The 12703-nt window shown below is 62.6% G+C and carries 11 protein-coding genes; 9 read left to right on the plus strand and 2 right to left on the minus strand.

Annotated elements, in window-relative coordinates; all coding sequences use genetic code 11:
- Nucleotides 1–18 precede the first annotated feature (18 nt).
- From AC0L25_RS10390 to AC0L25_RS10430, 9 genes are all read left to right on the plus strand, one after another.
- Complete coding sequence (locus tag AC0L25_RS10390; RefSeq protein WP_473595397.1) at nucleotides 19–669, plus strand: RNA-binding protein; 651 nt, start codon at nucleotides 19–21, stop codon at nucleotides 667–669.
- Nucleotides 666–3233 (plus strand): translation initiation factor IF-2, encoded by a 2568-nt coding sequence (gene infB / locus AC0L25_RS10395; RefSeq protein WP_473595398.1) that lies wholly within the window; start codon nucleotides 666–668, stop codon nucleotides 3231–3233. Before AC0L25_RS10390 ends, infB begins: the two co-directional genes overlap by 4 nt.
- A 213-nt stretch (nucleotides 3234–3446) precedes the next feature.
- On the plus strand, nucleotides 3447–3797 hold the full coding sequence (locus AC0L25_RS10400; RefSeq protein ID WP_473595399.1) for a hypothetical protein: 351 nt from the start codon (nucleotides 3447–3449) through the stop codon (nucleotides 3795–3797).
- A gap of 96 nt (nucleotides 3798–3893) precedes the next feature.
- Nucleotides 3894–4331 carry a 30S ribosome-binding factor RbfA gene (rbfA, locus tag AC0L25_RS10405; RefSeq protein ID WP_473595400.1) on the plus strand — a complete coding sequence of 146 codons (438 nt, stop codon included), beginning with the start codon at nucleotides 3894–3896 and terminating at the stop codon, nucleotides 4329–4331.
- Complete coding sequence (truB, locus tag AC0L25_RS10410; protein ID WP_473595401.1) at nucleotides 4331–5293, plus strand: tRNA pseudouridine(55) synthase TruB; 963 nt, start codon at nucleotides 4331–4333, stop codon at nucleotides 5291–5293. Before rbfA ends, truB begins: the two co-directional genes overlap by 1 nt.
- 45 nt (nucleotides 5294–5338) lie before the next feature.
- Nucleotides 5339–6433 carry a magnesium/cobalt transporter CorA gene (corA, locus tag AC0L25_RS10415; protein ID WP_473595402.1) on the plus strand — a complete coding sequence of 365 codons (1095 nt, stop codon included), beginning with the start codon at nucleotides 5339–5341 and terminating at the stop codon, nucleotides 6431–6433.
- Nucleotides 6434–6599: 166 nt separating this feature from the next.
- Entirely contained in the window at nucleotides 6600–6884 is a 285-nt protein-coding gene (gene rpsO, locus AC0L25_RS10420; RefSeq protein ID WP_407660271.1) for a 30S ribosomal protein S15, read from the plus strand.
- Nucleotides 6885–7292: 408 nt separating this feature from the next.
- Nucleotides 7293–9440: a polyribonucleotide nucleotidyltransferase gene (gene pnp / locus AC0L25_RS10425; protein ID WP_095517017.1), complete on the plus strand. Its 2148-nt coding sequence runs from the start codon at nucleotides 7293–7295 to the stop codon at nucleotides 9438–9440.
- A 91-nt stretch (nucleotides 9441–9531) separates the two neighbouring features.
- Nucleotides 9532–10545: a class I SAM-dependent methyltransferase gene (locus AC0L25_RS10430; RefSeq protein WP_473595403.1), complete on the plus strand. Its 1014-nt coding sequence runs from the start codon at nucleotides 9532–9534 to the stop codon at nucleotides 10543–10545.
- A gap of 28 nt (nucleotides 10546–10573) precedes the next feature.
- On the opposite strand, the gene fabI is transcribed toward AC0L25_RS10430, so the two are convergent.
- Together fabI and fabB are read right to left on the minus strand one after the other, a co-directional pair.
- Nucleotides 10574–11386 (minus strand): enoyl-ACP reductase FabI, encoded by an 813-nt coding sequence (fabI, locus tag AC0L25_RS10435; protein WP_473595404.1) that lies wholly within the window; start codon nucleotides 11384–11386, stop codon nucleotides 10574–10576.
- Nucleotides 11387–11398: 12 nt separating this feature from the next.
- Complete coding sequence (gene fabB / locus AC0L25_RS10440) at nucleotides 11399–12619, minus strand: beta-ketoacyl-ACP synthase I (protein WP_473595405.1); 1221 nt, start codon at nucleotides 12617–12619, stop codon at nucleotides 11399–11401.
- Nucleotides 12620–12703 lie beyond the last annotated feature (84 nt).

The raw sequence follows: 12703 nt of genomic DNA on the forward strand, positions 1-12703 counted from the left end.
AACCCGCCCTTGGACGAGATGAACGATCGCACTTGCATCGTCACGCGCAGACAGGCCGAACCGGATGAATTGATCCGTTTCGTCGTCGGTCCGGATTCGGCCGTCGTTCCGGATATCAAGAAAAGCCTGCCCGGCCGCGGTTGCTGGGTGACCGCCGACCGCTTACATATCGAAAAGGCGGCAGCGAAAAACCTGTTCGCTCGCGCCTTCAAGGCGCAGGTGACCGTGCCGACCGATCTCGGCGGCATGGTCGACGGGCTGCTTTCCAGATACGCTCTGGGCATGCTCGGTCTTGCCCGCAAGGCAGGCGCGATCGCGCTCGGCGCCACCAAGGTCGAGAGCGCGGTGCGTGGTGGGCTGGCGCTTTTCGTGTTGCACGCGACCGAAGCGTCAGATGACGGCGTCCGCAAGATCAGCCAGGCGCGACGGGCAACCGTCCACCTCGGCGGCCCCGCCATCCACGCCTACAAACTTTTCTCCGAGGCCGAGTTGAGCTTGGCATTGGGGGGTACAAATGTGATACATGCTGCCGTTCTCGCGGGAGACGCGGGTAGGGCGGTCCAGAAGCGCATGGTTGCGCTCGACCGGTATCGGGGCGGTTCCCCGGACGATCTGGCAATGCTTGCGGCCGTTGCTGACGAAGATGATGCCGCAGAGGATATGGAATGAGCGATACGAAATCGGGCGACGACAAGACGTTGAGTGTTACGCCGAAGAAGACCTTGACGCTGAAGCGCCCCGGTATGGAACAGGGCACCGTGCGCCAGAGCTTCTCGCATGGCCGCACCAAGGCGGTCGTGGTCGAGACCAAGAAGCGCAAGTTCTCGCTGCCCGGCGACAAGCCGGAGCCGGCTGCTGCCCCTGTGTCCGTCTTCACGCCGAAGCCGCCGGTCGCGGCGGCGCCTGTTGTGCAGGAAGCGCCCAAGGCGCCGCCGCCTCCGCCGCCTGTCGAACGCGGCGGCATGGTGCTGAACGAATTGTCGCGCAATGAGATGGAGGCGCGCCGCCGGGCCCTTGAGGGTTCGAAGGTGCGCGACGTCGAGGATCGCCAGCGCGCCATCGACGAGGCCAAGCGCCGCGCCGAGGATGAAGAGCGCCGCCGTCGCGAGCGCGAGGAGTCCGCGCGCCGCCAGGCCGAGGAAGAAGCCCGGCTGCAGGCCGAGGCCGAGTCCCGCCGGCGTGCCGAGGAAGAGGCGCGCCGCCGCGCGCCGCTGGCCGCCGAACTGGCGACAGTCGACGACGAGGACATCAAGCCGAAGCGGACCGGCGCCGGTGCCCCGGTGCGCCGTCCGGTCACGCCCGAAGTGGCGCGTCCGGCCAAGCCGACCAAGGGCGAGGAAGATCGCCGCCGCGGCAAGCTGACGCTGAATGCCGCACTTTCCGATGAGGATGCGCGAGCGCGTTCGCTGTCGTCGATGCGTCGGCGTCAGGAGAAATTCAAGCGCGCGCTGCATAATGAACCGCGCGAGAAAGTCATGCGCGAAGTGATACTGCCCGAAACCATCACCATCCAGGAACTGGCGCAGCGTATGTCCGAGCGCGCCGTCGATGTGGTCAAGTTCTTCATGAAACAGGGTCAGATCCTGAAGCCGGGCGACGTCATCGACGCCGACACGGCCGAGCTGGTCGCCACCGAATTCGGCCATACGGTTCGCCGCGTCGCCGAGTCCGACATCGAGGAAGGCCTGTTCAACATCGCCGATCGCCCAGAAGATCTGGAATCGCGGCCGCCGGTGGTGACGATCATGGGCCATGTCGATCACGGCAAGACGTCCCTGCTCGATGCCATCCGCAATGCCAATGTCGTGTCAGGCGAGGCTGGCGGCATCACCCAGCATATCGGCGCCTATCAGGTCGAGAAGAACGGTCACAAGATCACCTTCATCGATACGCCCGGCCACGCCGCCTTCACGGCGATGCGCGCCCGTGGCGCGCAGGCGACGGACATCGCCATCCTCGTGGTGGCGGCCGACGACAGCGTGATGCCGCAGACGATCGAATCGATCAGCCATGCCAAGGCGGCTGGCGTTCCGATCATCGTCGCGATCAACAAGATCGACAAGCATGACGCCGACCCGCAGAAAGTGCGCTCGGAGCTGCTGCGCCACGAAGTCTTCGTCGAATCGATGGGCGGTGAGGTGCTGGACGTCGAAGTGTCGGCGACCAAGGGCACCAATCTCGACAAGCTGCTCGAAGCGATCCTGCTGCAGGCCGAAATCCTCGACCTGAAGGCCAACCCGGACCGCACCGCCGAGGGCGTCGTCATCGAAGCCCAGCTCGACAAGGGCCGCGGTCCCGTCGCTACCGTGCTGGTCCAGACCGGCACGCTGATGCCCGGCGATATCCTCGTTGCCGGCAACGAATGGGGCCGGGTGCGCGCGCTGGTCAACGACCGCGGTGGGCAGATCAAGGAAGCGCCGCCGGCGATGCCGGTGGAGGTGCTCGGTCTGCAGGGAACACCGCAGGCCGGCGACCGCTTCGCCGTGGTCAACAATGAAGCCCGCGCCCGCGAGATCACCGAATACCGCCAGCGTCTGGCGCGCGAGAAGGCGGTGGCCAAGCATGCCGGCCAGCGTGGCTCGCTCGAACAGATGATGTCGCAGCTGCAGACGAGCGGGCTGAAGGAATTCCCGCTGGTCATCAAGGGTGACGTGCAGGGCTCGATCGAGGCGATCAACGCGGCGCTTGACAAGCTCGGCACCGACGAGGTGCGTGCGCGCATCGTCCACGCCGGGGCTGGCGGTATCACCGAAAGCGACGTGTCGCTGGCGGAGACCTCGGGGGCTGCGATCATCGGCTTCAACGTCCGCGCCAATGTGCAGGCGCGTGCGGCAGCGGCCGCGGCCGGCATCGAGATCCGCTATTACTCCATCATCTACAATCTCGTGGATGACGTGAAGGCGGCGCTCTCCGGCCTGCTCTCGCCGGAGCGTCGCGAGACCTTCATCGGCAATGCCGAGATCCTCGAGATCTTCGACATCACCAAGGTCGGCAAGATCGCCGGCTGCCGTGTCACCGAAGGCAAGGTCGAGCGCGGCGCCGGCGTCCGCCTGATTCGCGACAACGTCGTCATCCACGAAGGTACGCTGAAGACACTGAAGCGCTTCAAGGACGAAGTTGCGGAAGTCCCGGGCGGCCAGGAGTGCGGCATGGCCTTCCAGAACTACGAGGACATGCGCGTCGGCGACGTCATCGAGTGCTTCCGCGTCGAGATGGTGACCAGGACGCTGTAGTGTCGGCATATGGAGCAAGAACGAAGCCTTGAGTACCGCTTTGTTCTGTCTCCTGCCGATTTTTCAGGGGTCTACTCAAGGGCGCGGAGCGAAAGTCGTCTCAGCGCCCTGAGACGGTTGTCATACTGCCTTCTCATTGGCGTTCCGCTTATGCTTGCCACAAACTACCTCGACGGTTTCGGTGCTTTGGCTGGAGTCGTGGGAGTTGTGGGCATGATGACAATTGTCACAGGCATCATGACCAATCTCGGTCCGATTCTGGTGAGACGAATCGAGGTTGCTCATTTCGAGCCTGAACCCACCATGATCCGAGTGGACGCCACCGGCATCTCAAAGCGTGCCGCAGACACAGAGATCCACATCGGGTGGAAATCCGTAAGCCAAGTCACACTGACCGAATTCGGCATCGGTTTCGTGACGCAAGAGGGTGGCTGGTTTATTCCGATGAGTGCCTTTGGGTCCGAGAGCGATTTGAAAGCCGAGTACGACAGGATCGTTTCGTTCATGGCCTCATTGCAGGCCGACCAGGAGACAGAGCATTCAGTGCCACGCACCTTGCATTAGCGAGGTCCAGGCTCCTTCGGGGTAGCCAAGCCGGGTCAACGGCGCTAAGTCAACGGTTTGAGGCGGTTCGAACCCGCACTGAGAGAAGAGATTTCCATGCCTAGACCATCAACGGCTGGCCCATCCCAGCGCATGCTGCGCGTCGGCGAACAGGTGCGCCATGCGCTGTCCGAGATATTGCAGCGCGGCGAGATCCTCGATCCGTTGATCGAGAACACGGTGGTCTCGGTCTCGGAAGTGCGCATGTCGCCCGATCTGAAGATCGCCACCGCCTTCGTCTCGCCGCTCGGCGCTGGCGATGCCGATGCCGTGGTCGGGGCGCTCAACAAGCATGCGAAATTCGTGCGAGGCCGCGTTTCCGGCGCGCTTCGGCAGATGAAGTACATGCCGGAATTCCGCTTCCGGCTCGACACCAGCTACGACAATTTCCAGAAGATCAACGAATTGCTGCACTCGCCCGAAGTGGCGCGCGATCTCGGCACAGATGCCCAGACTGACGACCAGAATAAAGACAACGACAAGGACGAAAAATAGTGGCGCGTCGCGGCAAGAAGAAGGGCCGGCCGATCTCCGGCTGGCTGGTGCTGGACAAGCCCGTCGGTATGGGCTCGACCGAAGCCGTCTCCAAGATCAAATGGCTGTTCCAGGCTGAAAAGGCCGGCCACGCCGGCACGCTCGACCCGCTCGCTTCCGGCATGTTGCCGATTGCGCTCGGCGAAGCGACCAAGACCGTGCCCTATGTCCAGGATGGCGCCAAGGTCTACCGCTTCACTGTTGCCTGGGGTGAGGAGCGTTCGACCGATGACCTCGAAGGGCCGGTGACGAAAAGCTCCGACCAGCGTCCGGCTGAAGCCGATGTGCTTTTGCTGATGCCGAAATACACCGGCGTCATCATGCAGACGCCGCCGCAATTTTCGGCCATCAAGATTGCCGGCGAGCGCGCCTATGACCTTGCCCGCGACGGCGCGACGGTCGACATCCCGGCGCGGGAAGTCGAGATCGGCCGTCTCGATCTGATCGAGCACAGTGCTGATCGCACCATTTTCGAGGTCGAATGCGGCAAGGGCACCTATGTGCGCTCGCTGGCCCGCGACATGGGCCGCGACCTCGGCTGTTTCGGCCACATCGCCGAACTGCGCCGGATCGAGGTCGAGCCGTTCACGCAGGAAGATTTTGTCACCCTCGCCGAGCTGGAAGCCGCCCGCTTCGGCGAACAGGGCGATGAAGATTCGGATTCAGCGGACATGGTGCCGGTCGATTTCGACGCCATCGACGCGCTTCTGGTCGACACCTCAGCCGCGCTCGACTGCCTGCCGCAGATCGCGATCAGCGACGACGCTGCAACAAAAATCCGCCTCGGCAATCCGGTCATCATCCGTGGCCGCGACGCGCCAGTGGAAGCCGAGGAAGCCTGCGCTACGGCGCGCGGCAAGCTGGTCGCCATCGGCGCCATCGAGCAAGGCATGTTCAAGCCGAAGCGGGTCTTTGCCGGGTGAGTCCCGTCGTCTAATCTCGATGAGACTTAAACATCCGAGGGGCACATGGCAAAGGCCGAGACGATCAAGAAGCGGGCGCCGGTGACAGCACGGCGGCCGCCGGTCGGCGCATCACCGGGCACACTGATCGCCGACCCGGCGGCGCGGCGCAGCGAACTGCGACTGACACTGATGTCGCCCGACAAATTCGAGACAATCGAAAATGCCAGCATCGACGACGTCAACGCTCATTGCCACACATGGCCGGTCATTTGGCTCGATTGCACCGGTCTCGCCAACATCCCGGTGATCGAGGAGATCGGCCGGATTTTCAGCCTGCATCCGTTGGCGCTGGAAGACGTCGTCAACACCGGCCAGAGGCCGAAGGTGGATTTCTTTGAGGACCATGCCTTCGTCGTCGTCAGGATGATCGACGACGTCACCGCGCATCGTTACGAGCAGATCGCGGTCTTCTTCGGCAGGAACTTCGTCGTCACCTTCCAGGAGCGCGAAGGCGATCCGTTCGATCCCGTGCGCAAGCGCATCGAAAGCTCGGCGCCAAACCGGTTGCGCACACGCGGCGCCGACTATCTCGCCTATGCGCTGATCGACGCTATTGTCGACAGCTATTTCCCGCCGATCGAGACTGCCGGCGAATTGGTCGACAGCATCGAGGACCAGATGCTGCGCGCGGCGGACAAACACCAGATGCGGCGGCTTCACCAGTTGCGGCGCGACGCCAATGTGCTGAAGGGGGTACTTTGGCCGATGCGCGATGCGCTGGCGACGCTGATCCGCAACGACGTGTCCTACGTGAAGCCCGAGACCAAGATTTTCCTGAACGACACGCTCGATCACTCGCTTCGGCTCATCGAACTGGTCGAGACCCAGCGCGACATGCTGACCGGTCTGATCGAGATGCATCTGTCGCTGAGCCAGGCGCGCACCAGCGACGTCATCAGTTATCTGACGATCGTCTCGGTGATCTTCATCCCGCTAACCTTTCTCGCTGGCGTGTGGGGCATGAACTTCGATCCCGAAACCTCGCCATGGAACATGCCGGAGCTGAAGGCCCAATACGGCTATCCGGCAGCGCTCGTGTTCATGGCCCTTGTCGCGCTCGGGCTTGTCGCCTTCTTCAGATGGAAGAAGTGGCTTTAGCCGAAGGGAATCTTCGTTTGTGCAGCAAAAAGCCGGCTTGTGAATTGGGCTGGTGTTTTCTGGGGAATTGCACTATATGCGCCGCAGCATCGTGCAATGACATGTTGCTTGTACCGGCCCCTGCTGGACGACATCCCGGCCGAGGGCGTCCCGTTTCCTCAAACAGATAAGGAAAAACACGATGTCGATTACTGCCGAGCGCAAAAAAGAATTGATGGGTGAATTCGCAACCGCCAAGGGCGATACCGGGTCTCCGGAAGTCCAGGTGGCCATCCTTTCCGAGCGCATCAAGAACCTGACCGACCATTTCAAGGACCACAAGAAGGATAACCATTCCCGCCGTGGTCTGCTTGCTCTCGTCTCCCAGCGCCGCAGCCTGCTTGATTATCTCAAGCGCAAGGATGACGCGCGTTATCAGACGCTGATCGAGAAGCTCGGTCTGCGCCGTTGACGAATTGACCGGCGGGTTCTTTCGAGAGCCCGCCGGTCGCGCATTGGAGCAGTCCATTGCTCTAATGAAGGAAGTAGAGCGCCGCGCATCGATTTGGACGCGCACATAGGACGCTCTGAAACTTTGAATTTGCGCAAGGCATTTTCCGAAGGCCGCGGTTTTCGGGATCATGCGCAAGGCCAGTCGGATCGATTGGCCAGACCCGGTTTCGAGATAGCACAGGGCCATTCGAAACCGCCCATGGACGGTCATGGGGCAGGATTGCAGGACGCTCGCGCGGCCACCGCGCCGGATTTACCCGAGCTTCCCGTTGTCTTGCCCGTGGCTGCCCGAGAAACGAAGCCAAGGGAAAGGGGAACTCGCGCACGGTGAAACGGCGCGGCCCTTTCCGCATATGAAGGACAAGACATGTTCAATCACCACAAAGTGGAAATCGAATGGGGCGGCCGCCCGCTCATCCTCGAAACCGGCAAGATCGCGCGCCAGGCTGACGGCGCGGTGCTCGCCACCTACGGCGAAACCAAGGTTCTCGCCACCGTTGTTTCGATGAAGGAACCGAAGCCCGGCCTCGATTTCTTCCCGCTGACCGTCAACTACCAGGAAAAGACCTATGCCGCTGGCAAGATCCCGGGCGGCTATTTCAAGCGCGAAGGCCGTCCGAGCGAAAAGGAAACACTGGTCTCCCGTCTCATCGACCGTCCGATCCGCCCGCTCTTCGCTGACGGTTACAAGAATGACACGCAGATCGTTGTCACCGTCGTCCAGCATGATCTCGAAAACGATCCGGACATCCTGTCGATTGTCGCCACCTCGGCGGCCTTGACGCTGTCCGGCGTCCCCTTCATGGGCCCGATCGGCGGCGCCCGCGTCGGCTACATCAACGGCGAATATGTGCTCAATCCGCATGTCGACGAGATGCAGGAATCCAAGCTTGACCTGATCGTCGCCGGCACCTCCGACGCCGTGCTGATGGTCGAGTCCGAAGCCAAGGAGCTCGGCGAGGATCTGATGCTCGGCGCCGTCATGTTCGGCCATCGCGGCTTCCAGCCGGTGATCGACGCGATCATCAAGCTGGCCGAGGTCGCCGCCAAGGACCCGCGCGATTTCACCGCGCCAGACTATTCGGCGCTTGAAGCCGAGATGCTGAAGATCGTCGAAGGCGAGCTTCGCGACGCCTACAAGATCACCGACAAACAGAAGCGCTATGCCGCCGTCGACGCCGTAAAGGCGAAGGTCAAGGCTGCGTTCGCGCCCGCAGAAGGCGAAGAAGCAAAATACACGTCCGAGCAGATCGGCACCGTGTTCAAGGAGCTCCAGGCCAAGGTCGTGCGCTGGAACATCCTCGACACCGGTTCGCGCATCGACGGCCGCGATCTGAAGACGGTCCGCAAGATCGTCTCCGAAGTCGGCGTCCTGCCGCGTACCCATGGCTCGGCGCTGTTCACCCGCGGCGAGACCCAGGCGCTGGTCGTCGCCACGCTCGGCACCGGCGAGGACGAGCAGTACGTCGATTCGCTGACCGGCATGTACAAGGAGAAGTTCCTCCTTCACTACAACTTCCCTCCCTATTCGGTTGGTGAAACCGGTCGCATGGGTTCGCCCGGCCGCCGCGAGATCGGCCACGGCAAGCTGGCCTGGCGCGCGATCCGCCCGATGCTGCCGACATCAGACCAGTTCCCCTACACGTTGCGCGTCGTCTCGGAGATCACCGAGTCCAACGGTTCGTCGTCGATGGCCACCGTGTGTGGCACCTCGCTGGCGCTGATGGATGCCGGCGTGCCGCTGGCCAAGCCGGTCGCCGGCATTGCCATGGGTCTGATCAAGGAAGGCGAGCGCTTCGCGGTGCTCTCCGATATCCTTGGCGACGAGGACCATCTTGGCGACATGGACTTCAAGGTCGCCGGCACCGCCAACGGCATCACCTCGCTGCAGATGGACATCAAGATCGAGGGCATCACCGAGGAGATCATGAAGATCGCGCTGGACCAGGCCAAGGATGGCCGCCAGCATATCCTCGGCGAAATGGGCCATGCGCTGTCCGGCGCGCGTTCCGAACTCGGCGAATTCGCGCCGCGCATCGAGGTCATGCACATCCCGACTGACAAGATCCGCGACGTGATCGGCTCGGGCGGCAAGGTCATCCGCGAGATCGTCGAAAAGACCGGCGCCAAGATCAACATCGAGGACGACGGCACGGTCAAGATCGCTTCGTCCAACGCCAAGGAGATCGAGGCGGCGAAAAAGTGGATCCACACCATCGTCGCCGAGCCGGAAGTCGGCGAGATCTACGAGGGCACGGTCGTCAAGACCGCCGACTTCGGCGCTTTCGTCAACTTCTTCGGTCCGCGTGACGGCCTCGTCCACATCTCGCAACTCGCCAATGATCGCGTCGCTAAGACCTCTGACGTCGTCAAGGAAGGCGACAAGGTCTGGGTCAAGCTGATGGGCTTCGACGAGCGCGGCAAGGTCCGCCTGTCGATGAAGGTCGTCGACCAGGCCACGGGCAAGGAAATCGCCCGCGACAAGAAAGCCGAAGGCGAAGAAGACGCCGCCTGAGCGATCTGACGATGCAATCGAAGCGGGCGCGCCGGCAGGTGGCGCCCGTTTTCATTTTCAAAGCAATCCAGCTGCACTTCGAGATCGAAAAATGTCCGCCGAGCCGCTGAAGACACTGTTCCACCCGTTCGAGGCCGAAGCTGTCTTCTTGCCGCATAAGGGCGAGCGTGTCCTCTTTCTCGGCGCTGAACCGGGATTCCACCTGCCCGAAGGTTTCGATGCAGCACTGCATCTGGTGCAAGGCTTCCGCCCGCATTTTCGTGCGCTGCAGGGGTCGGGCTTCACGGTCACGCCGCGCCTGGAGGGCGAAGGTTTCGATGTGGCACTGGTGCTTGCCGGCCGTCATCGCGGGCGAAACGAATTGCGCGTCGCTGAGGCGATTGAGTGTGTGAGGCCGGGCGGATCGATTATCGTTGCCGGCGCCAAGGACGATGGCATTGCCAGCCTGCGCAAGCGCATCGGCGAGCTTGTGCCGCTCGACGGCCAATTGCCGAAACATCACGGCATCGCCTTCTGGTTCCGTCGACCGGCCGACGCTGCGGTCGCGGCAGCGCTTCGCGCCGCCAATCCAACCCTTCTGCTCGAGACCCTGTTCCGCACCGCGCCAGGCATGTTCTCTTTCGACAAGATCGATAGAGGTTCGAAATTGCTGGTGGACAACCTGCCTCCCGACCTGCGTGGCAGCGTTGCCGATTTCTGCGCCGGCTGGGGCTATGTGGCGGCCGAGGTCGCCGCCCGCTCACCTGGCATATCGGCGCTCGATCTCTACGAGGCCGAGTTCGATGCGCTGGAGGCGGCGAAAGGCAATATCGGCAATACAGCGGCGGAGCCCAATTTCTTCTGGATCGATCTGTTGAGTGAGCCGGTCGAGCGCCGCTATGACGCCATCGTCATGAACCCGCCCTTCCATCGCAGTCGAGCGGCCGAGCCGGAGATCGGTGCCGGCATGATCCGCGCGGCGGCAAAGGCGCTGAAGCCGGGTGGGCGGCTGTTCATGGTGGCGAACCGTCAGCTTCCCTACGAGCCGGTGCTGGCGGCCGCCTTCTCCAGCCACGCCGAGATCGCCCGCGACGGGATGTTCAAGATTCTCGCAGCGCGCCGCTGACGCGGAGTTCACCAGACCAAGGGCCGAATTAATCTCGCCCGTTGTCGGTCCGCTTCAACTCATCCAGCGTCGGCATGGAGACGATATGGTAGCCAGAATCGACATAGTGGATTTCGCCGGTGACGCCCGACGAAAGGTCGGACAGGAGGTAGAGCGCGGAGCCACCGACTTCGTCGATGGTCACTGTACGGCGCAGCGGCGAGTTGCGCTGCTGGTAGGAAAACATGTGGCGTGCGTCGGAAATCCCGGCGCCCGCCAATGTCCGCACCGGTCCGGCCGATATTCCGTTCACCCTGATGCCGCGCGGGCCGTAGTCGTTGGCGAGATAGCGGACGCTGGCTTCCAGCCCGGCCTTGGCGACGCCCATGACGTTGTAGTTCGGCATGACGCGGACGGAACCGGCATAGGTCAGCGTGATCATCGAGCCGCTGCCCTTCATCAGCGCGGCGGCATGACGGGCGACCTCGGTGAAGGAGTAGCAGGAGATGACCATGGTGCGGACGAAATTGTCACGGCTGGTGTCGGCGTAAAGGCCCTTCAGCTCGTTCTTGTCGGAAAAGCCTATGGCATGGACGACGAAGTCCAGCCCGCCCCAGGCCTCGCCTAAGGTCTCAAAGGTAGCGGCAACCGATGCGCTGTCCTCGACATCGCAAGGCACAACCAGCGAGGAACCGAGCTTGTCGGCGAGCGGCTTGACCCGGCGCCCGAAGGCTTCGCCCTGATAGGTGAAGGCGAGTTCTGCCCCATGCTCGGACAGTTTCCGGGCGATGCCCCAAGCGATCGAATGGTCGTTGGCGACACCCATGACAAGCCCGCGCTTGCCCTTCATCAATCCGTCCATGGTCGGCAATCCTTATGCGGAATAGCGCTGGAAAATCAGCGTTGCGTTGGTGCCGCCGAAACCGAACGAATTGGACAAAACGGTGTCGATCCTGGCGTTGTCGATGCGCTCTCGCACGATCGGCATGCCCTCGAATTCCGGATCGAGCTGCTCGATGTGGGCGCTTTCGCCGATGAAGCCGCCTTGCATCATCAGGATCGAGTAGATCGATTCCTGCACCCCGGCCGCACCCAGCGAATGGCCGGTCAGTGATTTCGTCGAGGTGATGAAAGGCATCTTGTCGCCGAACACCTCGCGGATTGCGCCCATTTCCCTCGAGTCGCCGACCGGCGTCGAGGTGCCATGCGTGTTGATGTAATCGACCGGCGAAGAGACCGTCGCCAAAGCCTGCCGCATGCAGCGCACCGCGCCTTCGCCCGAGGGCGCCACCATGTCGTAGCCGTCGGAGGTCGCGCCATAGCCGACGACCTCGGCGTAGATCTTTGCGCCGCGCGCCTTGGCGTGCTCGAGCTCTTCCAGGACCAGCACGCCGGCGCCGCCGGCAATGACGAAGCCGTCGCGATCGACGTCATAGGCGCGCGAGGCGGCCGATGCCCGGTCGTTGAACTTGGAGGACATGGCGCCCATCGCGTCGAACAGATCCGACATCGTCCAGTCGAGATCCTCATGGCCGCCGGCGAAGACCATGTCCTGCTTGCCCCACTGGATCAGTTCGTAGCCATTGCCGATGCAATGCGCCGAGGTCGAGCAGGCCGAAGAGATCGAATAGTTGACGCCGTGGATCTTGAACCAGGTGGCGAGTGTCGCCGAAGCGGTCGACGACATCGCCTTCGGCACGGCGAACGGGCCGATGCGCTTGGGGCTGCCGTTCTTGAGCGTGGTTTCGGCGGCTTCGACGATGGTTCGGGTCGATGGTCCGCCCGATCCCATGACGATACCGGTGCGCTCATTGGTGATGTCGTTCTCGCCAAGCCCGGCGTCCACGATAGCCTGGTCCATGGCGACATGGTTCCAGGCCGCACCTTGCGACAGGAAGCGCATGGCGCGACGATCGATCAGCGCGGAGGGATCGAGTGTCGGCGCTCCCCAGACCTGGCAGCGAAAGCCGTGTTCGGCGAAGGAATCGGAAAAGCTGATGCCGGACCTGGCATCGTGGAGCGAGGCCTGCACCTCATTGGCATTGTTGCCGATCGACGACACGATGCCGAGGCCTGTCACTACGACCCGTCTCATTCGCAACTCCTTCCGGCGCATGAGTCCGAAACCTGTCGGACAAGGATCATGCGCAAATTAAGTTCTACAGCTTCCTTTGCGCGT

It is taken from the genome of Mesorhizobium sp. WSM4813, assembly GCF_055811555.1.